This is a genomic window from Micromonospora sediminicola (assembly GCF_900089585.1).
Classification (GTDB): Bacteria; Actinomycetota; Actinomycetes; order Mycobacteriales; family Micromonosporaceae; genus Micromonospora; species Micromonospora sediminicola.
Genome location: NZ_FLRH01000004.1, coordinates 1175716 through 1196942 on the forward strand (window position 1 = coordinate 1175716; position 21227 = coordinate 1196942).

General features: G+C 75.2%; 25 protein-coding genes. 16 read left to right on the plus strand and 9 right to left on the minus strand.

What is annotated here, in order from left to right:
- Positions 1-798 (minus strand): GNAT family N-acetyltransferase, encoded by a 798-nt coding sequence (locus GA0070622_RS26940; protein ID WP_091580722.1) that lies wholly within the window; start codon positions 796-798, stop codon positions 1-3.
- Between the two features lie 41 nt (positions 799-839).
- Between GA0070622_RS26940 and GA0070622_RS26945 the strand changes: the two genes are divergently transcribed.
- Genes GA0070622_RS26945 through GA0070622_RS26955 form a run of 3 tightly spaced genes read left to right on the plus strand, consistent with a single transcriptional unit; the run spans position 840 to position 1947 of the window.
- Entirely contained in the window at positions 840-1226 is a 387-nt protein-coding gene (locus tag GA0070622_RS26945) for a YidH family protein (protein WP_091580726.1), read from the plus strand.
- Positions 1223-1522, plus strand: coding sequence for a DUF202 domain-containing protein (locus GA0070622_RS26950; RefSeq protein ID WP_091580729.1), 300 nt, complete (start codon positions 1223-1225; stop codon positions 1520-1522). The genes GA0070622_RS26945 and GA0070622_RS26950 overlap by 4 nt, the downstream gene beginning before the upstream one ends.
- Positions 1523-1548: 26 nt before the next feature.
- Positions 1549-1947: a PLD nuclease N-terminal domain-containing protein gene (locus GA0070622_RS26955; protein ID WP_091580732.1), complete on the plus strand. Its 399-nt coding sequence runs from the start codon at positions 1549-1551 to the stop codon at positions 1945-1947.
- Positions 1948-1993: 46 nt separating this feature from the next.
- Here the strand turns inward: GA0070622_RS26955 and GA0070622_RS26960 are convergent, their stop codons facing one another.
- Together GA0070622_RS26960 and GA0070622_RS26965 are read right to left on the minus strand one after the other, a co-directional pair.
- On the minus strand, positions 1994-3616 hold the full coding sequence (locus tag GA0070622_RS26960; protein WP_091580736.1) for an acetolactate synthase: 1623 nt from the start codon (positions 3614-3616) through the stop codon (positions 1994-1996).
- Positions 3617-3688: 72 nt separating this feature from the next.
- On the minus strand, positions 3689-4462 hold the full coding sequence (locus GA0070622_RS26965) for an enoyl-CoA hydratase/isomerase family protein (RefSeq protein WP_091580741.1): 774 nt from the start codon (positions 4460-4462) through the stop codon (positions 3689-3691).
- Positions 4463-4572: 110 nt separating this feature from the next.
- On the opposite strand from GA0070622_RS26965, the gene GA0070622_RS26970 reads away from it, so the two are divergent.
- The gene (locus GA0070622_RS26970) at positions 4573-5121 is read left to right on the plus strand and encodes a DUF6232 family protein (protein WP_091580746.1); all 549 of its coding nucleotides are present in this window, start codon (positions 4573-4575) and stop codon (positions 5119-5121) included.
- Here GA0070622_RS26970 and GA0070622_RS26975 read toward each other — a convergent pair.
- Positions 5067-5477 (minus strand): nuclear transport factor 2 family protein, encoded by a 411-nt coding sequence (locus tag GA0070622_RS26975; RefSeq protein ID WP_091580750.1) that lies wholly within the window; start codon positions 5475-5477, stop codon positions 5067-5069. The two genes, GA0070622_RS26970 and GA0070622_RS26975, sit on opposite strands and share 55 nt — an antisense overlap.
- 156 nt (positions 5478-5633) lie before the next feature.
- Between GA0070622_RS26975 and GA0070622_RS26980 the strand changes: the two genes are divergently transcribed.
- The 3 genes from GA0070622_RS26980 (at position 5634) to GA0070622_RS26990 (ending at position 7485) form a co-directional block, all read left to right on the plus strand.
- Positions 5634-6116, plus strand: coding sequence for a DUF6232 family protein (locus GA0070622_RS26980; protein ID WP_091580754.1), 483 nt, complete (start codon positions 5634-5636; stop codon positions 6114-6116).
- Positions 6113-6478: a DoxX family protein gene (locus GA0070622_RS26985; RefSeq protein WP_091580757.1), complete on the plus strand. Its 366-nt coding sequence runs from the start codon at positions 6113-6115 to the stop codon at positions 6476-6478. Before GA0070622_RS26980 ends, GA0070622_RS26985 begins: the two co-directional genes overlap by 4 nt.
- 95 nt (positions 6479-6573) lie before the next feature.
- The gene (locus GA0070622_RS26990; protein ID WP_091580762.1) at positions 6574-7485 is read left to right on the plus strand and encodes an alpha/beta hydrolase family protein; all 912 of its coding nucleotides are present in this window, start codon (positions 6574-6576) and stop codon (positions 7483-7485) included.
- A 34-nt stretch (positions 7486-7519) separates the two neighbouring features.
- Here the strand turns inward: GA0070622_RS26990 and GA0070622_RS26995 are convergent, their stop codons facing one another.
- Positions 7520-9103 carry an alpha/beta fold hydrolase gene (locus GA0070622_RS26995; RefSeq protein ID WP_091580767.1) on the minus strand — a complete coding sequence of 528 codons (1584 nt, stop codon included), beginning with the start codon at positions 9101-9103 and terminating at the stop codon, positions 7520-7522.
- A gap of 106 nt (positions 9104-9209) precedes the next feature.
- On the opposite strand from GA0070622_RS26995, the gene GA0070622_RS27000 reads away from it, so the two are divergent.
- Positions 9210-9971, plus strand: coding sequence for a hypothetical protein (locus GA0070622_RS27000; RefSeq protein ID WP_091580770.1), 762 nt, complete (start codon positions 9210-9212; stop codon positions 9969-9971).
- 45 nt (positions 9972-10016) lie between these two features.
- Here GA0070622_RS27000 and GA0070622_RS27005 read toward each other — a convergent pair whose 3' ends face one another.
- Positions 10017-10913 (minus strand): ribokinase, encoded by an 897-nt coding sequence (locus GA0070622_RS27005; RefSeq protein WP_091580774.1) that lies wholly within the window; start codon positions 10911-10913, stop codon positions 10017-10019.
- Positions 10914-10930: 17 nt separating this feature from the next.
- Positions 10931-11770 (minus strand): ABC transporter ATP-binding protein, encoded by an 840-nt coding sequence (locus GA0070622_RS27010; protein ID WP_091580776.1) that lies wholly within the window; start codon positions 11768-11770, stop codon positions 10931-10933.
- A 133-nt stretch (positions 11771-11903) separates the two neighbouring features.
- Here GA0070622_RS27010 and GA0070622_RS27015 point away from each other — a divergent pair, with 133 nt between their 5' ends.
- Complete coding sequence (locus GA0070622_RS27015; RefSeq protein WP_091580779.1) at positions 11904-12908, plus strand: ATP-binding cassette domain-containing protein; 1005 nt, start codon at positions 11904-11906, stop codon at positions 12906-12908.
- A complete protein-coding gene (locus GA0070622_RS27020) occupies positions 12905-13915 on the plus strand; it encodes an ABC transporter permease subunit (RefSeq protein WP_091580783.1) in 1011 nt (336 codons plus the stop codon). Before GA0070622_RS27015 ends, GA0070622_RS27020 begins: the two co-directional genes overlap by 4 nt.
- A gap of 82 nt (positions 13916-13997) precedes the next feature.
- Here GA0070622_RS27020 and GA0070622_RS27025 read toward each other — a convergent pair whose 3' ends face one another.
- Positions 13998-15203: an ROK family transcriptional regulator gene (locus GA0070622_RS27025; protein WP_091580788.1), complete on the minus strand. Its 1206-nt coding sequence runs from the start codon at positions 15201-15203 to the stop codon at positions 13998-14000.
- A 124-nt stretch (positions 15204-15327) separates the two neighbouring features.
- Here GA0070622_RS27025 and GA0070622_RS27030 point away from each other — a divergent pair, with 124 nt between their 5' ends.
- From GA0070622_RS27030 to GA0070622_RS27045, 4 genes are all read left to right on the plus strand, one after another.
- Positions 15328-16782: a glycoside hydrolase family 3 N-terminal domain-containing protein gene (locus GA0070622_RS27030; RefSeq protein ID WP_091580792.1), complete on the plus strand. Its 1455-nt coding sequence runs from the start codon at positions 15328-15330 to the stop codon at positions 16780-16782.
- Positions 16783-16913: 131 nt separating this feature from the next.
- Positions 16914-17357: a hypothetical protein gene (locus tag GA0070622_RS27035; RefSeq protein ID WP_091580796.1), complete on the plus strand. Its 444-nt coding sequence runs from the start codon at positions 16914-16916 to the stop codon at positions 17355-17357.
- Positions 17354-17842 carry a thiol-disulfide oxidoreductase DCC family protein gene (locus GA0070622_RS27040; protein ID WP_091580799.1) on the plus strand — a complete coding sequence of 163 codons (489 nt, stop codon included), beginning with the start codon at positions 17354-17356 and terminating at the stop codon, positions 17840-17842. The genes GA0070622_RS27035 and GA0070622_RS27040 overlap by 4 nt, the downstream gene beginning before the upstream one ends.
- Entirely contained in the window at positions 17775-18482 is a 708-nt protein-coding gene (locus GA0070622_RS27045) for a TetR/AcrR family transcriptional regulator (protein ID WP_091580804.1), read from the plus strand. The genes GA0070622_RS27040 and GA0070622_RS27045 overlap by 68 nt, the downstream gene beginning before the upstream one ends.
- A 186-nt stretch (positions 18483-18668) precedes the next feature.
- Here GA0070622_RS27045 and GA0070622_RS27050 read toward each other — a convergent pair whose 3' ends face one another.
- Positions 18669-19334, minus strand: coding sequence for a GNAT family N-acetyltransferase (locus GA0070622_RS27050; RefSeq protein ID WP_091580808.1), 666 nt, complete (start codon positions 19332-19334; stop codon positions 18669-18671).
- Between the two features lie 116 nt (positions 19335-19450).
- Between GA0070622_RS27050 and GA0070622_RS27055 the strand changes: the two genes are divergently transcribed.
- Positions 19451-20146, plus strand: coding sequence for a response regulator transcription factor (locus GA0070622_RS27055; RefSeq protein ID WP_091580812.1), 696 nt, complete (start codon positions 19451-19453; stop codon positions 20144-20146).
- On the plus strand, positions 20139-21158 hold the full coding sequence (locus GA0070622_RS27060) for a sensor histidine kinase (protein ID WP_091580816.1): 1020 nt from the start codon (positions 20139-20141) through the stop codon (positions 21156-21158). The genes GA0070622_RS27055 and GA0070622_RS27060 overlap by 8 nt, the downstream gene beginning before the upstream one ends.
- Positions 21159-21227 lie beyond the last annotated feature (69 nt).

The following is a 21227-nucleotide window of genomic DNA, read 5'->3' on the forward strand; positions in this document are numbered from 1 at the left end:
TCACGGAGTGTAGACGTAGGGCGTGGTGGTGGTGACCGCAACGAGCCCGAGCCGCTCCAGGATGGGTCGGCTGTCCGGCGAGCAGTCCACCTGCACCAGCGTCTTGCCGCGCTGCTGCGCCAGCCGCGCCCGGTACGCGACGAGCGCCCGGTAGATGCCCTTCCTCCGCCACTGCGGCAACGTCGAGCCGCCCCAGAGGCTGGCGAACCCGGTGCCCGCCTGGTAGCGGATCCAGCCGGCGCTCACCACCGTCTCGCCCGCCTCGGCCACCACGATCGTGATCGACTGCGGGTCGGCCTCGATCTCCCGGGCCAGCGCGTGGACGAGGTGGCTCCGGTCGTCGTGCCAGACCTCCTCCTCCATGGCGGCGATCCGCTCCAGGTCGGCCCGCCCGGTGACCTCGCGCAGGCGTACCCCCTCGGGGAGCACGGGGACGGCGGCGGCGAGCGGCGCCACCGGTCCGACCACGACGGTCTCCAGGTCCTCCGGGACGAAGCCGGCGGCGCGCAGCCGGTCGGCGAGGTCGGCCGGCTCGTCGTGGCCGGCGAGCTTCCACTCGACCGCCTCGCCCCGGGCGCGGAAGAACTCGACCTGGCGCGCGATCAGCGCGTCCAGCTCGGCGCCGGCCAGGCCGTCCAGCGTCCGGTAGGTGATGAAGCCGCGCTGGTCCAGGCCGAGGACCCGGAACAGCGGCCCGTCCCGGTCCACGCTCACCCCGGCGGGCAGCGGGTCGGGCAGCTCCGGGCGGATCTGGCTGTCGTAGGCGTCGCGCAGACCGCGCGCGTCAAGATCGGTCATCCCCTCAGGCTAGGCGTGGGGCAAAGCGGATAATCGACGGCGTGTGGGAGTCGATCAGGCGCTGGTTCGACCCGCGCGAGCTGCGCTCGGTGGGCAGCCCGCCGGACTACCGTTTCTCGCTGGCCAACGAGCGGACGTTCCTGGCCTGGCTGCGGACCGGGCTGGCGCTGGTCGCCGGCGGGCTGGCCGCCGCCCAGTTCCTCCCGCCGCTGCCGCTGGTCCACCTGCGGGAGATCCTCGCCGTCGCGTTGCTGCTGCTCGGCGCGACCGTGTCGATCCGGGCGGTGGACCACTGGGCCCGCACCGAACGGGCCATGCGACTGGGCGAGGAGCTGCCGGCCTCCCGCTTCCCGGCCGTGCTCGCCCTGGTCGTCGCGCTCGGCGCGCTGGCCCTGGTGGTCGCGGTGCTGCTGCGGGGTGCGGGGTGACCCGGGATCCCGGGCTTCAGCCGGAACGCACCCGGCTGGCCTGGCGGCGGACGCTGCTCACGCTGACCGCCGTGCTGCTGCTCCAGCTCCGGCCGGCGTTCACCGGCCGGGTCGTCGACGCGGCGCTGGCCGGCGCGGCGGTCGTGGTCTGGCTGACCGTGCTGCTGGCGGACTGGCGTCGGGCCACCGGCGCCGGGCCGCGCCGGCTCGCCCGCTGGTCGGTGCCGCTGACCGCGCTCGGCGCGGCCGGGCTGGCGCTGCTCGGCGTCGCACACGTGCTCGGTGGGGTGCACTGACCCACCCGGGTGCGCCATCATGGGGCATGGCCCGCCTCTACGTGCTGCTCTTCCTGGCCCAGATCGTGCTCGCCGTCTGCGCGCTGATCAGCTGCCTCTCCGCCGAGGACGGGCAGGTCAAGGCGCTGCCCCGGATGGTGTGGGTGCTGGTGATCCTCTTCTTCCCGCTGATCGGCTCGATCGCCTGGTTCGTCGCCGGCCGCGAGCGCCCGGCCGGGTCGGCCGGCGTCCTCGGTGCCGGGAGTCCGGCCGCCCCGGCCCGCCGCCCGCTCGCGCCGGACGACGACCCCGACTTCCTCGCCTCGCTCGACAAGCGCTCCCGCGACGAGGACCAGGAACGCCTCCGCCGCTGGGAGGAGGACCTGCGCCGCCGCGAGCAGGAGCTGCGCGACCGGCCGGACGACCGGGACCGCCCGGAGGTCTGATCCGGCCCGGGCCGCCCGCCGGTCACCCGGCGAGCGGCCGTCGCGCTCAGGCCAGGTTCGACGAGCGGGGGTACGCGTCCGTCGGGTCGGTCAGCACGTTGACCAGGTACGGCACGCCGGCGTCGAACGCGCGGCCCAGCGCCGGCCCGAGGTCGGCGGCCTTCTCCACCGTCTCGCCCGCGCCGCCCAGCGCCTCGACCACCTTGTCGTAGCGCAGGCCGGGCTGGAGGTCGGCGGCGACGTCGTAGCCGTACATGGCCCGCATCGGGTGCTTCTCCAGGCCCCAGATGCCGTTGTTGCCGACCACGATCACCACCGGCAGCCGCTGCCGGGCCAGCGACTCCACGTCCATCAGCGAGAAGCCGGCCGCGCCGTCGCCCATCAGCACGCAGATCTGCCGGTCCGGGTGGCTGACCCGGGCGCCCATCGCGTAGCCCATGCCGGTGCCGAGGCAGCCGTACGGGCCGGGGTCGAGCCACGTGCCGGGCTGGGCGGGCTCCAGGTACTTGCCCGCGTACGAGACGAAGTCGCCGCCGTCGCCGATGGTGATGGCGTCCGGGGCGAGCACCTTGCGCAGCTCGCCGTAGATCCGGGCCGGCCGGATCGGGTCGGTCTCGGCGGCCATCTCCTCGCCGTCGCGGGCCTTCGCCGCGTCCTCGGCGGTGCGCAGCTCGGCGATCCAGTCGGCGTGGTCGGCCCGGTCGCCGGTGTGGTCGGCGAAGGCGCCGAGGATCAGCCGCAGGTCACCGGCGGGCGCGGCGGCCGGCTGCACGTGCGCGGCGCGCTGGCTGGGCGCGTCCACCACGTGCACCACCGTGGCGTCGCCGAAGTCGCCGAAGGAGAGCCGGAAGTCCAGCGGCGTGCCGACCACGACGACCACGTCGGCGCCCTTGAGCGCGACCCGGCGGGCCTTGGCGAAGGCGAGCGGGTGCGTCGGCGGCAGCGCGCCCCGACCCATGCCGTTGGTGAACACCGGCACCTGGAGGGATTCGGCGGCGGCGCGCAGCGCCTCGACGGCGTCCCCGGCGTACACGTCCGAGCCGGCGATGATCACCGGCCGGGACGCGCCGGCGATCAGGCCGGCCGCCCTGGCCACCTCGTCCGGGTCGGGCTCGATCGGCGCCGGCGCGGTGACCGCCGGCAGCTCGGCGTCGCCGACCGAGAAGACCGCCTCCAGCGGGAAGTCCAGGAAGACCGGGCCGCGGTGCGGGGTGAGCGCGGTGGTCAGCGCCGCGGAGACGGCCCGCGGGATGTCGTCGGCGCTGAACACCGTCTCGGCGTGCTTGGTCACCGGGGCGACCAGCGGCAGGTGGTCCATCTCCTGGAGGCTGCCGGAGCCCCAGCGGAACTGCGGCGCCCGCCCGCCCATCACCAGCACCGGTGAGGCGTTGAAGAACGCGCTGGTCAGCCCGGAGACGCCGTTGGTGACGCCGGGGCCGGCGGTGAGCACGGCCAGGCCGGGGCGGCGCTGGAGCTTGGCCACCGCCTCGGCGGCGAACACGGCGGACTGCTCGTGCCGGACGTCGTAGAGGGGGAAACTTGCCTTGTGCGCGGCGTCGTAGAGCGGGAAGACGTGCCCGCCGGAGAGCGTGAACATCTCCCGTACGCCGTGCGCGCGCAACGCCGCGAGCGCCAGCTCGCCGCCGTGCCCCTCGAGGTGTTCCGTCATGCCACTCCCCTTCGTCGCCCGACCGGAGTCACACGCTACTGGCCGGTAGCGTGGATGTGAACAGCTCTCGCGTCAGCGGCCGGTGAAGCCCGGCTTGCGCTTCTCCACGAACGCGGCCATGCCCTCGCGCCGGTCGTCGGTGGCGAACAGTGCCGCGAAGAGCTGGCTCTCCCAGGCCAGGCCGGAGGTGAGGTCCATGTCCAGACCGCCGTCGACCGCCACCTTCGCCGCGCGCAGCGCCTGCACCGGACCGGTCAGGAACGGCTTGACGTAGGCGACGGCAGCCTCGTAGACCTCGGCGGCCGGAACGACCTTGTCGGCCAGGCCGATGCGCAGCGCCTCCTCGGCGTCGACCATCCGCCCCGTCATGATCAGATCCTTGGCGCGGGCCGGACCGACCAGCCGGGCCAGCCGCTGGGTGCCACCGGCACCCGGGATGATGCCGAGCTTGATCTCCGGCTGGCCGAGCTTGGCGTCGGCGGCGACGATCCGCCAGTCGCAGGCCAGCGCCAGCTCGCAGCCGCCGCCGAGCGCGTACCCGGTGATCGCGGCGACGACCGGCTTGGGGATCCGGGCGATCGCGCCCAGCGCGCTGGAGAGGTCGGCAGCCCGCTCGGCCATGTCCACGTAGGACATGTCCGCCATCTCCTTGATGTCCGCGCCGGCGGCGAAGACCTTCTCTCCGCCGTACACGATGACGGCGCGGACCTCGGCGTCGGCGGTGGCGGCCGACGCCGCGGCGCGCAACTCCTCCTGCACCTGGGTGTTGAGCGCGTTCATCGGCGGCCGCTCCAGCCGGATGGTGCCGATGCCGTCCTTCACTTCCAGCCTGACGAACTCGCCCACGCTGCCCTCACTTCCGCTTCGAAGTAGCGTGCCAACCTTACGACCCGGATCGTTGGGGTAGACAGTGTGGTGTCGACGGCTCCGGGTCGCCGGCCACCGGGAGTGAGGCCATGATCACCTACTACGACGACCGGTCGGTCCAGGTCACGTCCACGACGGTACGGGTGGACGGGCGCAGCTACCCGCTGGCCGAGCTGACCATGGTGTGGCACCGGCGCGGCGACCGCTCGTGGCGGGTGCTCGCCGGGCGGGGCGCGATCGGGGCGGCGCTCGCCGGCCCGCTGGTGGCCGCCCTGCTCGGCATCGGGCTGGCCGTCTGGCTGCACCGCTCCGCCGTGGTCACCATCGCGATCGTCGGCGCCTCGGTGCTCGTCGGCCTCGCCGTCGGCCCGCTCGCGGACGTGCTCTTCGAGCACCTGGACCGCTCGTACGTGCGGGGCAGCCGCCAACTGGAGATGTGGGCCCGCTGGCACGGCCGCCCGGTGCGACTGCTGCGCACCGGCGACGCGCTGCGCTTCGGGCAGATCTACCGCGCGGTGCAGCGGGCCATGGAGCACGTGCCCGCCGGCCCTGGCCGGACCGCTCCCGGCCGGACCGCGACCGGTCAGAACGTGATCGGCTCGTCCGGCAGCAGCCCGAGACCGCGCAGCAGACCGTAGGTGTCCTGCTCGCCCCAGAACTGCACGATCCGCCCGCCGGCCAGCCGGTATATCTTGCAGGCGCTCTGCACCGTGGTCGCCCCGGTCGCGTCCCGCCGGTAGGTCTGCGCCAACGACACCGCCACCCGGTCCTCCGCCGCGAAGATCTCCAGGATCTCCTGGTCGAGCACGGTCAGGCCGGGCGAGGAGACGGCCGCCTCGGCATACCGCCGGCCGCGCACGCGGGTGCCCGATCCGTAGATCTGCACGTCCTCGTGCACCACCTCGGCCAACTCGGCGAGGTCCTTGGTGACGAACGTGCGCAGGTAACGCCGCACCACCTCGACGTTGCGCGCCCGCTCGTCGCGATCCGTCATGCCCGGCACGCTAACGCTTCGACATCCTCCCCGCTCGCCCCATCCCTCTTGATCCACTCCACTTCGCCGAGGTGGCGTGAACGGACCCGCTCCGATACCGCCACTTCAGCGAGATCGAGTCGATCACGAGTGCGGACCGGACGGTTACGCTGATTTATGACCCTCTATTACCGGGACGACGCGGTACAGGTCACCTCGGAGGCCATCCACGCTGGTGGACAGGTGGTCGCGCTCGCCGACGTCACGTACGTCTGGCACGCCCGCGGCGCGACCACGCTGGCGGTCCGGGGCCGGGTGCTCGGGCGCGGGGTGCTGGTCCTGCTGCTCTCGCTGCCCCCGTTGGTGGCGCTGGTCTGCGTGCTCTCGCTGGCATGGGCGGCGCAGGACCGGGGCGAGTGGCAGCTGGCCCTGATCATCCTGGCCGCGTTCGTGGTCGGCGGCCTGGCGCTCACCCCGTTCCTGGAGGTGCCGCTCGGCTGGCTGGACCGTTCCTACGAGCGGGGCAACCGGGTGCACGAACTGTGGGTGCAGCACCACGGCCGGGAGTCGATGCTGGTGCGTACGCCGGACGCGCTACGGTTCGGGCAGATCTACCGGGCCGTGCAGCGCGCCGTCGAACAGCAGGGAGACCGACGATGACCCACCGTCGCGGCGAGGCCGTCGCGCTCGCCGGGCTGCTCGCCGCCGCGGGCGTCACGCACTTCGCCCGCCCCGGCTTCTACGACCCGATCGTGCCGCGCGCCCTGCCCGGGCCGGCCCGCTTCTGGACGTACGCCTCCGGGGTGGCCGAGCTGGCCGTGGCGGCGGCGGTGGCGCATCCGGCCACCCGGCGGCGCGGCGGGCTGGCCGCGGCGGCCCTGTTCGCCGCGGTGCTGCCGGCGAACGCGCAGATGGCCTGGGACTGGCGGCGACGCCGGCCGGCGCAGCGGGCGATCGCCTACGGCCGGGTGCCGATGCAGGCGCCGCTGATCTGGTGGGCGCTGCGGGTCGCCCGGTCATAACACAGCGGTTATTGACCAACCGGGGTGTTACCCCCGGCCGCCGACCCTGCTCTCCTGAGTGGACATTCATGTCCATCGCTCAGCAGGAGGGTGCCATGTTGCGGAGACTCACCGTCGCGGTCGCGGCGGCGCTCAGCCTGACGCTGCCGGCGAGCGGCGTCCACGCCGCCGGCGCGGCGTCGGCCGACCCGTCCGCGCCCGGCCCGTACGCGGCCGGCTACGTCGACGCCACCGTCAGCGCGTCCGGCCGCTCCTTCTCGGCCCGGATCACCTACCCGGCCACCGCCGCCGGCAAGGGTCAGCCGGTCGCCGCCGGCCGGTTCCCGGCGATCGCGTTCGGCCACGGCTTCCTCCAGTCGGTGTCGAAGTACTCCTCGACGCTGTCCCACCTGTCGACCTGGGGGTTCATCGTCGTCGCCCCGACCTCGCAGGGCAGCCTGTCGCCCAGCCACAGCGCCTTCGCCGACGACCTGAACGCGGCCCTGACCTGGACCGTGGCCCAGGACACCACGGCCGGCTCCCGGTTCGCCGGGCACGTCGCCGTCGACCGGCTGGGCCTGTCCGGGCACTCCATGGGCGGCGGGGCGAGCATCCTGGCCGCCGCCCGCAACCCGCGCGTCGTGACGGTGGCGAACCTGGCCGCCGCCGAGACCAATCCCTCCGCCGTGTCGGCCGCGGCCGGCGTCACCGTCCCGGTGCAGCTGATCGCCGGCGAACGCGACGGCATCGCGCCACCGGCCGACCACCAGCGCCCGATCTACGCCGCCAAGCCACCGACCAAGCAGCTCCGGACCGTCAGGGGCGGCTCGCACTGCGGCTTCATGGACAGCGGTTCGCTCTTCTGCGACAGCGGCTCGATCAGCCGGACGGTCCAGCTCCAGCTGACCCGACGGCTGCTCACCGAGTGGTTCCTGCGCCACCTGGCCGGCGACGCCGCCTACGACGACGCGGTCTGGGGCACCCCGGCCCAAACCGATCCGCAGGTGGTCTTCGAGGGCGTGCGCTGAGCGACCGGGCCGGGGCGGGCGGTCCCGCCCCGGCTCAGGCCAGCGGCAGCGTGGTGGCGATCGGCCAGGCCAGCAGCACCGCGCCGACCAGCGCCGGCAGCCACCACGGCGCGCCCCGCCGGCGCAGCACCCCCGCCCAGGCCGCCTGCCAGGCCACCAGCGCCGCGAAGAGCGGCACCACCAGCAGCACGAACCCGGGGGCCAGGCCGGTCACCGCGGCCACGGCCAGGACCACCACGCCGAGCCCGCCGACCACCGCGTACCGGCCGCCCCGGCCGTCGGCGACCAGCTCGGCGCCGAGCAGGAAGGCCAGGCAGCAGAGCAGCACCACCGGCAGCAGCCACCAGCGGGCGCCGACCGGCGTGGCCGAGGTGAACCCGAGGTGCAGCGGCAGCGCGACGGCGAGCACCGCGTACCCGACGAGCGCCGCGGCCACCCCGACGGCTCGCCCCGCCCGGCCGACGGCCCGGGTCGCCGGGCGCAACCAGCGCTGGGCCGCCACCAGCAGCCCGCCGGTGAGCAGCAGGAACACGGCGACATGCCCACCCACCGCGAGCGGCAGCCGGGCGGTCGGCAGCGGGGCGGCGAGCACCGCACCGAGCCCGGCCGCCCCCACCGCCACGACGAGCCACCGGCCCGGCCACGCGGCGCCCGGGCGCGCGGCCCCGGGCGCGACCGGGGCGGCCGGGCGCGCGACCCCGGGGGCGATCGGAGCGGGCGGGCGCGCGACCCCGGGGGCGATCGGAGCGGGCGGGCCGGCGGTCACCGGGGCCGGCGGGCGGCGCAGCAGCACCGCGGCCAGCGGCACGAAGCCCAGCCCCAGGCCGAGCAGGAGCAGGCCGGCGCCGGCCAGACGGGTCAGCGGCGCGGGTGGCGGGCCACCCGGACGGCCGGGGATCGCGGCCACCACCGCGGCGTGGGTGCGCGGCGCGAAGAGCACCGAGATGTGTTCGGTGCCGGGCGCCACCACCCGCTGCCGCGATCCCGGCGGGCCGCCGCGTGCCGTCTGGTCGGCGGCGCGGCGGAAGTCGGGGAACTCCAGCCCGCCGACCACCAGCGTCAGGTTGCCCGACCAGCCCGCCGGCACGTCCCCGGCGTCGGGCAGCGAGATCGCCACGGTGCGGGCGAGTTCCGGGTGGTCGACCGCGTAGCGGGTGACCGCGCCGGCGCCCATCGAGTGTCCGACCAGGACGACCCGGTCCGGGTCCACGCCGGGCCGGCTCCGCAGCCACCCGACGGCGACGTCCAGGTCGTGCCGCAGGAGCGCCCGCGCCCGCTGGTCGTCCCGGCCCGCGCCGGGCAGCCGGGACGGGTTGGCGCCGTGCCCGGCGAAATCGAGCAGCACGGCGACCCCGCCGTGCCGGGCCACCGAGTCGGCCAGCGGCCGCATCAGCCGGGCCGAGCCGGCGAACCCGTGCGCGATCACCACCCCGGGCCGGGGGCCGTCGTCCCCGCCGGCCGCCCGGACCTCGGTGAGCGGCACCCCGGCGACGGTCGCCCGCCGGGTGTCCAGGCCGGCGTCCGCGCGGACCAGCAGCAGAGCGCCGAGGACGACGGTGAGCAGCGCGACCGCGCCGAACGCGAGGAGACGCCGCGGAGCCGGGCCGGGGTCGGGCATGCCGGCACCCTACGCGTCCCGGGCCCCGGCCGGGAGGGGCCGGCGTGACGTGCGCCGCTCCGTCCTCACCCGGCGTGACTGGCCGGGGCGACGCACACTGGTCGGCATGGCGATCCCACTTCCCCGGCCCGGCGCCGTCGTCGGCCTCACCCGCTCCGCCCTCGACCAGGCGCTCGGTTCGGCCGCCGCGTTCGCCGCCGTACCCGCCCGTGCCTTCGCCGTGCTCGACGAGGTGGAGGCGCTGGTGCGCCGGATCAACGGCGTGGTCGACCGGATCGAGGGGACGCTCGACCGGACCGACCGGGTGCTCACCGACGCCGAGGCCGCGGTGCGCGAGGTGGGCGTCATCAGCGCCGCCGCGACCGGGGCGATCGACACCGCGACCGAGGTGGCCGCCGCGGCCGCCGTGGTGGTCGGCGAGGCCGAGCGGGTCTCCGCCGCGGCAGCGACCGTGGTGGGCGAGGCCGACCGGGTGGCCCGGGCGGCGGCCGTCGTGGTGGCCGAGGCGGACACGGTGGCGGGCCGGGCGGCCGGCACGGTGGCCACCGCCGAGCAGGCCGCCGGCACCGCGACCGAGCTGCTCGCGGCGTACGAGTCGACGCTGCGCCGCGCGGCCCCGATGGCGGCCCGCTTCGTGGAGCAGCTCAGCCCGGAGGAGGTGACCGCCGCGATCCGGCTGGTCGACGAGCTGCCGAAGCTCAAGGAGCACCTCACCTCGGACGTGCTGCCGATCCTGGCCACGCTGGACCGGGTCGGCCCGGACCTGCACGACCTGCTCGACGTCACCCGTGACCTCAAGCTCGCGGTGGCCGGCATCCCCGGGCTCGGCATGCTGCGCCGGCGCGGCGAGCGCGCCGAGGGGGCGTAAGGAAGGGCCCCCTCTTAACGCCTGCGGTAGTGGAAGGGGCCCTTGTTAACGCCCGGCGAACAGCGCGTCGATCTCCGCGCGGTGCGGCAGCGCCACCGAGGCGCCGAGCTTGCGGACACAGGCCGCCCCGGCCGCGGCCGCCCACCGCACGGCCTCGACCAGGTCCCGCCCCTCGCCCCAGGCGACGGCGAGCGCGGCCGTGAACGCGTCCCCGGCGGCGGTGGAGTCGACCACCTCCACCGGCACCGCCGGCACGTGCACCGCCGGGCGGTCCCGGTCGACGTACCACGCGCCGTCGCCGCCGAGCGTGAGCACCGCCCGGGGCACCAGGTCGAGCAGCGCGGCCGGCGCGTCCCGGCCCCGACCGGTCAGCGCCTGCGCCTCGGGCTCGTTGACCACCAGCAGGTCGGTCGCGGCCAGCAGGTCGGCCGGCAGCGGCCGGGCCGGCGCGGCGTTGAGCACCACCCGGGTGCCGGCGGCACGGGCCGCGAGCGCCGCCTCGGTCACCGTCTCGACCGGCACCTCGAGCTGCGCGACCAGCACGTCCGCCTCGCGTACGGCGGTCAGCTCGTCCTCGGTCGGCGCGGTGAACGCCTCGTTCGCGCCGGGGGTGACCAGGATGGCGTTCTCCCCCGCGCCGCCGACCATGACCAGGGCGACGCCGGACGGGCCGTACATCACCCGCAGGTGACCGGTGTCCACGCCGGCCGCGGTCATCCGGGCCCGAAGGGTGACCCCGAACGCGTCCGACCCGATCGCGCCCAGGAAGACGCAGGACGCGCCGGCGCGCACGGCGGCCACCGCCTGGTTTGCGCCCTTGCCGCCGGGCAGCATGACGAACTCGCTGCCGAGCACGGTCTCGCCCGGCCGGGGCAGCGCGGCGGCGGTGCCGACCAGGTCCATGTTGGCGCTGCCGACGACGGCGATCCGGGTCTGCTGCACGACGGGGTCCCGTCCGCTCAGGCGGCGCGCGCGGTCCAGCGGTCGCCGGACCGCGAGACGACCAGCGGCAGGCCGAAGGTCTTCGACAGGTTGTCGGCGGTGAGCACGTCGGCGAGCAGACCCTGCGCCACCACCGTGCCCTCGCGCAGCAGCAAGGCGTGCGTGAAGCCCGGCGGGATCTCCTCGACGTGGTGGGTGACCAGGACCATGGCCGGCGCGTCCGGGTCGTACGCCAGCTCGGCGAGCCGGGCGACCAGGTCCTCCCGCCCGCCCAGGTCGAGCCCGGCGGCGGGCTCGTCCAGCAGCAGCAACTCCGGGTCGGTCATCAGCGCGCGGGCGATCTGCACGCGCTTGCGCTCGCCCTCGGAGAGCGTGCCGTAGGCGCGGTCGGCGAGGTGGCCGACGCCGAGCTGGCTCAGCAGCGCGGCGGCGCGCGCCTCGTCGGTGCGGTCGTAGCTCTCCCGCCAGCGACCGACCACCGACCAGGCGGCGGTCACGACCACGTCGACGACCCGCTCCTCGGCGGGGATCCGCTCGGCGAGGGTGGCGGTGGAGAGGCCGATCCGGGTCCGCAGCTCGTTGACGTCGGTGCGGCCGATGCGCTCGCCGAGCACGTGCGCGACGCCGCTGCTCGGGTGCAGCCGGCCGGCGGCCAGGTTGAGCAGGGTGGTCTTGCCGGCGCCGTTCGGGCCGAGCAGCACCCATCGTTCGTCCAGCTCGACCCGCCAGTCGACGTCGTGCACCAGCGCGGTGCCGGAGCGCGTCACGCCCACCCCGTCGAGGCTGACCACCAGATCCGCGTCCACGGTCGAGGGGGCGGGGGCGCCCGGGGCGCCGGGGATCAGGTCACCAGTCACCGCCCCATCCAATCACGCACCCGGCCCGGCGCCCCCCACGGGCGGGGCCGCCGCCATAGGGTGGGGCGCCGTGTCGTTGGTCACCGCATCCGGAAGGACGGCCCATGCCCCACCCCTGCCGGGAGGCACGCGGATGAGCGCGGTCATCGAGATCGCCGGTCTGCGCAAGACGTTCCACACCGTGCGCCAGGGGCGGCGGGTCGCCGTCGACGACTTCGACATGCTGGTCGAGGCGGGCCAGGTGCACGGCTTCCTGGGGCCGAACGGATCCGGGAAGACGACCACGTTGCGGGCGCTGCTCGGGCTGGTCCGGCCAGACTCCGGCTCGATGCAGGTGCTGGGCGTCCGGTCCCCCGAACGACTCGCCGAGGTGGCCGGCCGGGTCGGCGCGATCGTGGAGAGCCCGCAGTTCTTCGGCAACTTCACCGCGCACCGGACGCTGCGGCTGCTGGCCGTGGCCGGTGGGGTGCCCACCAGCCGGGTGGACGAGGTGTTGGAGCAGGTCGGCCTGCGGGACCGGGGCGACGAGCGGGTCAAGGGCTACTCGCTGGGCATGAAGCAGCGGCTGGCCGTCGCCTCCGCCCTGTTGAAGCGCCCGGAGCTGCTGATCCTGGACGAGCCGGCGAACGGGCTGGACCCGGCCGGCATCCGGGAGATGCGCGATCTCACCCGGTCGCTCGCCGCGGCCGGGGTGACCGTGCTGCTGTCCAGCCACATCCTGGCCGAGATCCAGCTGATCTGCGACCACGTGACGATCGTCAGCCGGGGGCGACGGGTCGCGTACGGGCGGGTGGACGAGGTGCTGGCCGGCTTCGACCAGCACCAGTGGCAGGTCCGGGTGGCCGACGTGGAGCAGGCCGAGCAGTTGCTGGGCCGGGCCGGGCTGACGGTCACCGCCGGGCCGGATCACCTCGTGGTGACCGGCGTGGTCGACCCCGAGGTGATCAGCCGCACGCTGGGCGAGCAGGGCCTGTGGGTGCGCGAGCTGATCCCACTCCGCCCCGATCTGGAGAGCGTCTTCCTGGAGCTCACCGGTGGGCACGAGCACGTCGCGGTGCCGCGGCAGGTGGACGGCGCGCCGCCGAACGACGGAGTGATCGACCTGGACGTCCGGGAGAGCCGGGAGGTGGACGCGTGAACCTGGTCCGTGCCGAGCTGGAGCGGCTCGCCGCCCGGCGCTTCGTGCAACTCATGGTGGTGCTGCTGGCGGCCGCCTTCGCGGTGACGGTGGTGACCACGCTGGGCGGCTCGCACCGCCCGACCGGGGCGGAGCTGGGCCGGGCCCAGGCGCAGGCCGCGGAGGAGGTACGGCGGCTGGAGCTGGCGCACGACCGCTGCCTGCGGATCAAGGCGGGCACGCTCACCGCCGACGAGAACGACTACCTGCCGCGCGACTGCGCCCAGATCGACCCGGCCCAGTCCGACACGTTGCCGACCGCCTCCGACTACCTCAGCGGCGTCTTCGTGTTCGCCAAGGAGGCCGAGCCGCTGCTGTTCTTCCTGATCGCGTTCCTCGCGCTGTTCGGGTTCCTGGTCGGCGCCTCCTACATCGGGGCGGACCTGAACTCGGGCGGCGTGGTCAACCTGCTGCTGTGGCGGCCACGACGGCCGACCGTGCTGGCCGCGAAGCTCGGCACGCTGCTGGGCGGGCTGCTCGCGCTCTCGGTGCTGGCGTCGGTGGCATACCTGGGGTCGTTCTGGTTGATCGGGCAGGCGTCCGGGCTGACCGGCCGGACGGGCGGCGACTTCTGGGTGACGCTCGGCGCGATCTGGGCGCGCGGGCTGGTGCTGGTGCTGGCCACCGCGGCACTCGGGTTCGCCGTCGCGACGCTGGGCCGGCACACCTCGGCGGCGCTCGGCACGGTCGCCGCGTACGTGGTGGTGTGGGAACTGGGCGCGCGGCTGGTGTTCCAGATCCTGGAGGTCGGCCGCCCGGACCGGTTCATGCTCTCCAGCTACCTGGCCGCCTGGCTCAACGGCGAGGTGCGGTTCTGGGACGGCAACGCGTGCAGCACCGGGATCTCCGGCTTCTGCGACGGCTCGTACACGCTGACCTGGGTGTCGGGCATGGTGGTCCTGCTCGGGCTCACCGCCGCGCTGGTGGCCGCCGCGTTCACCGTGTTCCGCCGGCGCGACCTGATCTGAGCACGGCCCCGCCCCGGCAACTCCTTGCGAACCCTGGCGCCATGATGAAGGATTCCTTCACATGGCGCCAGCCTGCACGCGGTCAGCCGACCGTCGAGCCGAACACCTCGTCCCGGACCGCGTCCAGCGCGGTACGCAGCGCGCCGCGCAGGATCGGCTCCTCGGTCAGCCCGGTGGTCACCACCCGGGGCCGGACCAGCGTGATCGCGGCGACCTCGTGCTGCACCCGCTCGGCCAGCGCCGACCCGCCCGCCTGCCCGACCGCGCCGGCGAGCACCACCAGCGGCGGGTCGAGCACCACGCAGGTGCTCGCCACCCCGAGCGCGAGCCGGCGGGCCAGCTCGTCCAGCACCGGGCCACCGTCGGCGCCGGCGGCGACGGCGGCGCGTACCGCCTCGGCGGCCCGGGCCGCCGCGACGCCCTGCTCCACCGCGTCCGCCGTGGCGAAGCCGTGCTCGGCGGCCACCGCGCGGACCGCGTCGGCGCCGGCGAGCTGCTGGAACGCCGGCTTGGCGCGCTTCGACACGTCCCGTGGGATCGGCGCGCCGGGCACCGGCAGGTAGCCGATCTCGCCGGCCGCGCCGCTGCTGCCGTGGTGCAGGCGTCCGCCCAGCATGATCGCCAGGCCGACACCCGCGTCCACCCAGACCAGCACGAAGTCGGCGGTGCCCTGGGCCGCGCCCGACTGCGCCTCGGCGACCGCGGCCAGGTTCACGTCGTTCTCGAAGACGACCGGCGTGTCCAGGTCCTCGCGGAGCGCGGCGAGCAGGCCGCTGTGCCAGCGCGGCAGGTTGAACGCGAACGTGATGTCACCGGTCTGCGGGTCGACCAGGCCGGGGGTGCCGAGCACCACGCGCCGGACGGCGGACAGCTCCGCCCCGGCGCTGCTGGCCGCCCGGACCACGGCGTTGTGCACCACGCCGACCGGGTCGTCGGTGTCCCTGGTGGACTGCTCGACCCGGCCGACCACCGCGCCGGTGATGTCGGCGCAGGCCGCCACCACCCGTTCGGCGCCGACGTCCACGCCGACCACGTACGCGCTGCCCGGTCGCACCGCGTAGAGCTGGGCGTTCGGGCCCCGCCCGCCGGCCTGCTCACCGACCCGGGCGACCAGCCCGCGCTCCTCCAGCCGCTCGACGAGCTGGGAGGCGGTGACCTTGGACAGCCCGGTCAGCTCGCCGATCCGGGCCCGGGTCAGCGGCCCGCGTTCGAGCAGCAGTTCGAGCGCCGCTCGGTCGTTGAGCGCCCGCAACAGTCGGGGGGTGCCGGGCAGCCGGGTCGCACTCATGCCAACGTCCTCAATTTTTCCGTAAAGTTTCTAACCATAAAACGCCTGCCGAAGGGTGCCCGTTAGCGTATCGGCCACCCCGGTCCGGAGAGGTCGGACGACCCGGCAGGGAAAGGGGATACTCGTGGGGCTCGATCCAGGACTCCGTCGGCTCGCGCTGGGCACGTTGCTGGCCGCCTACGCCGGCCCGGTCCCGCCGGACTGGGCGGTCGACCTGCTCGCCGACGGGCTCGCCGGGCACACCCTGTTCGGCACCAACGTCCACGACCCGGCCCAGGTGGCGGCGTCCACCGCGGCGCTGCGCGCCGGCCGCCCCGACGTGATCCTCGCGATCGACGAGGAGGGTGGGGACGTCACCCGGCTGGCCCACGCCACCGGCAGCCCCTACCCGGGCAACGCGGCGCTCGGCGCGGTGGACGACCCCGACCTCACCCGGCAGGTCTACGCGGCGATCGGCGGCGAGCTGGCCGCGCTCGGCCTCACCCTCGACCTGGCTCCGACGGTGGACGTGAACACCGCCGACGAGAACCCGGTGATCGGCACCCGGTCGTTCGGCGCGGACCCGAAGCGGGTGGCGGTCCACTCGGCCGCCGCCGTGGCCGGCCTCCAGTCGGCCGGCGTCGCCGCCTGCGCCAAGCACTTCCCCGGGCACGGCGCCACGGTCGCCGACTCCCACCACGAGCTGCCCACCGTCGACGTGCCGCCGGCCGTGCTGCGCGAGCGCGACCTGCCGCCGTTCGCCGCCGTGGTCGACGCCGGCGTCCGGGCCGTGATGACCGCGCACATCCGGGTGCCGGCGCTGACCGGCGACGGTCCGGCCACGTTCAGCCGGGCCGTGCTGGTCGACCTGCTGCGCGACGAGTACGGCTTCACCGGCGCGGTGATCACCGACGCGCTGGAGATGAAGGGCGCCGCGCTGGCCGCCGGCGGGGTGGGTCCGGCCGCGGTCCGGGCGCTGGCCGCCGGCGCCGACCTGCTCTGCATCGGCGCGAAGGTCGACGCCGCCCTGGTCGAGCTGGTCGCCGCGGAGATCGTCGCGGGGATCGGCGACGGCCGGCTGGACCGGGCCCGGGTCGAGGAGGCCGCCGGCCGCACCGCCGCGCTCGCCGCCTGGACCGGCCCGGCCGACGGGCCCGCGCCGGTCGCCGCCGACCTGGGCTACGCCGCCGCGCTGCGGGCGGTGCACGTCGAGGGCGACCTGACCGCCGCGGGCGCGCCGCTGGTGGTGCAGGTGCACGCGACCTCCACGATCGCCGAGGGACGGGTGCCGTGGGGTCTCGGGCCGCACCTGCCCGCCGACGTGGCGCAGGCCCGCGCGGTGGCCGGGGAGACCGACCCGGCCGAGCTGCGCGGGCTCGCCGGGGACCGGCCGGTCGTGCTGGTCGGGCGTCACCTGCACCGGCTGCCGGGGGCGCGGGAGCTGGTCGAGGCGCTGGCCGCCACGCACCCGGTGACGGTGGTGGAGATGGGTTGGCCCGCCGCCTGGCGGCCGGCCGGGGCGCGCGCCTTCGTCGCCACCTACGGCGCCAGCCACGCCAACGGCCGTGCCGCCGCGAAGGTGCTCGGCCTGACCGACTGATCCGTACCGCCCGACCCGGCCCGCCGTCCGCGACGGCGGGCCGGCGCGCGTTCCGGACTTGAACACGTTCGAGAAACGTCGTACGCTCGGCGCGACATCAATTTGAACGCGTTCAAGAGAGGCGACGGGGGATGGACGTGAAGGTCTGGATGTACCTGACCTACCTCGCGGTGAGCATCGGCCTGACCATCTGGGTGGCGCGGGCGCTCTCCCGCAACGGGCTGGTGTTCCTGCAGGACGTGTTCGCCGACAGCCGGCTGGCCGACGCGGTCAACAGCCTGCTGGTGGTCGGCTTCTACCTGCTCAACCTGGGCTACGTCACGGTGGCCATGAAGGAGTCCGGCCCGGTCGGCGACGCCAGCCAGGCGCTGGAGCAGCTCTCGCTCAAGGTGGGGCTGGTGCTGCTGGTCCTGGGCGCGCTGCACTTCTTCAACGTGTTCGCGCTCGGCCGCTACCGGCGCGGCCGGCTGCGGCAGCAGGCGACCCACCCGCCGCTGCCTCCGGTCGCCGTGCTCCCGCCCCAGGGTGGCCCGCACCCCGTTCCGCCGGCGGGGCCGATCCCGCCGGCCCGGTGACGTCCGCCCCGGGCGGGCACCCGTCGGATCCCACCGGGCACGGGGCCGGTGGGATCCGCGGGTTCACCGTCCTCTACGACGCGGACTGCCCACTGTGTCGGGCCGCCCGACGGTGGCTGGCCTCGCGCGCCCAGCTCGTACCGCTGGAGTTCGTGCCGGCCGGGTCGGCGGAGGCCCGGCGGCGCCTCCCCGGGCTGGACCACGACGCCACGCTGCGGGACCTGACCGTGGTGGCCGACACCGGCGCGGTCTACACCGGCGACGGCGCCTGGTTCGCCTGCCTGTGGGCGCTGGCCGAGCACCGCCGCACGGCCGAACGACTGGCCCGCCCGCACCTGCTGCCGCTGGCCCGGCGGGTGGTGGCGGCCGCCGCCGCGGTCCGCGAGCGGATCCGGGAACCGGGATACGGTGACGACGATGACCGAGCAGAGTGCGCCGACGACCGCTGCGGGCGGCCCGAGCACCGGGTCGACCGCCCGGGGTGAGCAGACCCGCCGGCTGATCCTGGACACCGCCCTGCGGCTGTTCCGCGAGCGGGGGTACGCACGCACCACCATGCGGGCGGTGGCCCAGGAGGCCGGCGTGGCGGTGGGCAACGCCTACTACTACTTCGGCTCGAAGGAACACCTGATCCAGGAGTTCTACGCGGAGACCCAGCAGGAGCACCGGGAGGCCGCCGCCCCGGTGCTCGCCCGGGAACGGGACTTCGCCCCGCGACTGGCCGGGGTGCTCCACGCCGGCGTGGACGTGCTGAGCCCGTACCACTCGTTCGCCGGCACGTTCTTCAAGACCGCGGCGGAGCCCACCTCGCCGCTCAGCCCGTTCTCCACCGAGTCGTCCGCCCCCCGCGAGGCGTCGGTGTCGCTCTTCCGCGAGGTGCTCGCGGGCTCCACCGCCAAGCTCGACGACGAACTGCGGGAGTCGCTGCCGGAACTGCTCTGGCTCGGCTACATGGGCGTGGTGCTCTACTGGGTGCACGACCGCTCGCCCGGGCAGGTCAAGACCCGCCAGCTCATCGACGGCGTGGTGCCGCTGGTCGACCGGCTCGTCGGGCTGTCCCGCCTGCGGGTGCTGCGACCGGTCACCCGGCAGGCGCTCAGCGTGATCCACACGCTGCGTCACTGAGCGCGGCGGTCCCGCCCGACGGGAGTAGGCAGGTCAAGTCCGTAACCGGACAGGGTCAACCGCCGCAACGCCCCTTGCCTGCCACCCATTCGCACACATAGCGTTACCAGGGTCGGGACCTGGGGGGAGAGGCAGCGGACCGTGGATCCGGCCCGGGATCCACGGTCCGCGCCCACGTCGCGAGGCTCAGTGCGGGAAGACGCCGAACGAGGTCCACCCCCGGTCCGGGAACCCGGCCGCCTCGGCCACCCGTGCGGAGGCGTGGTTGTCCGCGTCGTGCAGGTAGGTGGGGATCGCGCCCTCGTCCAACACCCGCCGGGCCGCCTGGGCGACCAGCCGTCGGGCCAGCCCGCGCCCCCGGGCCGCCTTCGTCGTGCCGACCGCCAACTCGTGCCCGTACGCGTCGTGCCGCTTGATGCCCACCCCGGCCAGGTACGCGCCGTCGTCGTCCCGGACCACCAGCACCTCCCGGTCGAACAGGCGCAGCCAGGGCGGCGCGCCGGGCACCGTCGGCGGCAGCCACTCCCCCACGTCCGGCAGCGGCGCCGGGTCGGTGCACCACCGGAAGGCCCCGGCCTGCGTGGTGAACTCCGGCGTGCCCACCGTCGCCGGCAACGCGGGCAGCCACTCGTCGCGCGGACGCCCGCGGATCAGCGCCCGGACCGCCTCCACCCGCTCCGGCGCCACGGAGAGGACCGCGCTGCCGTCCACCGCGACCCCGATCGCCGGGCGCAGCCGACCGTCCCAGGCCGGGCGGGCGCGACGGTAGGAGCGGACCACGTGCCATCCCGGTGCCGCCGGCCACTGCCCCAACCAGGTCGCCAGATGCAGGAAGAGCCGTCGGTCGAGCACATGATCACGGTACGCCCGCCGGACCCGCTCCGAACCGTGCACACCGTAAGAACCTGGCAATGGCTCACGCTCCCGCCCGTGGCTACGCTGACCTCTCCGTACGCGGGAGGTGCGCGGTGGCGCAGCGGGTGCTGGTGGTGGACGACGACCGGACGGTCGCGGACGTGGTCTGCCGCTACCTGGAGCACGCCGGCTACGAGGTCGAGCACGTCGGCGACGGGTCGGCGGCCCTGGACACCGTGGCCCGCCGCCCGCCGCACCTGGTGGTGCTGGACCTGATGCTGCCCGTGCTGGACGGGCTGGAGGTGTGCCGGCGGCTGCGGGAGCGGCCGGACGGCGTACCCATCGTCATGCTCACCGCGCGCGGCGACGAGGCCGACCGGATCCTCGGCCTGCAACTGGGCGCGGACGACTACCTGGGCAAGCCGTTCTCCCCGCGGGAGCTGGTGCTGCGGGTCCGCTCGGTGCTGCGCCGGGCCGGCGGGGAGCCGGCCGCCGCGCCGCCGGAGCTGCTCGCCGACGGCGGCCTGGAGGTGGAGACCGGCCCCCGGGTGGCCCGCCTGCACGGCCGCGAGCTGACCCTCACGTTGCGCGAGTTCGACCTGCTGGCCCACCTGATGCGGCATCCGGCCCGCGCGTTCCGCCGGGCCGAGCTGCTGGACCGGGTGTGGGGCTGGAGCTTCGGCGACCAGTCGACGGTGACCGTGCACGTGCGGCGGCTGCGGGAGAAGATCGAGGACGACCCGGCGCGACCCCGCCGCATCGTCACGGTCTGGGGCGTCGGCTACCGGTACGAGCCGGCCGATGCGTGACCTCGCGCTGATCTTCGGCGTGGCGCTGGCCGCCGCGCTCGCCGTCGGGCTGGTCGGCGCGGTGACGTTGCGGCTGCTGCGCGGCCGGTCGATCACGGTGCACATCTCGGTGCTGCTGGCCATGACGGTCGGCGCGGTGGCCGCCGGGGTGGCCGGGGTCGCCCAGGCCATGTTCCTCTCCCCGCACGACCTCCAGGTGGTGCTGGCCACCGTGGCCGCCGGCGGCGTGGTGAGCCTGGCGGTGGGCTGGCTGTTCGGCCGCCGGCTGGCCGCCGCCGCGGTCTGGGCCGACCAGGCGCGGGAACGGGAGCGACGGATCGAGAAGGGCCGGCGCGACCTGGTCGCCTGGGTCTCGCACGACCTGCGTACGCCGCTGGCCGGCCTGCGCGCGATGGCCGAGGCGCTGGAGGACGGGGTGGTCGGCGACCCGGCCACGGTGGCCGAGTACCACCGCCGGATCCGGGTCGAGACCGACCGGATGACCCGACTGGTCGACGACCTGTTCGAGCTGTCCCGGATCAATGCCGGCGCGCTGCGGCTGTCGATGTCCGCGGTGCCGCTCGGCGACGTGGTCTCGGACGCGCTGGCCGGGGCGGCCCCGCTCGCGGCTGCGCGGCGGATCCGGCTCGTCGCCCCCGAGGCGGGCTGGCCGACGGTCACCGCCAGCGAGCGGGAGCTGGCCCGGGTGGTGGGCAACCTGCTGCTCAACGCGATCCGCTACACCCCGGAGGACGGCACGGTACGGGTGGACGCCGGGTGCGAGGTCGACACGGCCTGGCTGGCCGTCGCCGACACCTGCGGCGGCATCCCGGAGGGCGACCTGTCCCGGGTCTTCGACGTGGCGTTCCGCGGCGAGCCGGCCCGTACCCCGGCGGTCGAGCCGGGCGGATCCGGCGGCCTCGGCCTGGCGATCGTGCGCGGGTTGGTTGAGGCGCACGGCGGGCGGGTAGAGGTGCAGAACGTCAGCGACGGATGCCGATTCGTGGTCCGCCTGCCGGCTGCAGGAATCTGACGCCCCGACGGAACCGCACGCATCGATCCTGCGTCATATTCATTTCCATACATGGACAAGTTTCTCTGG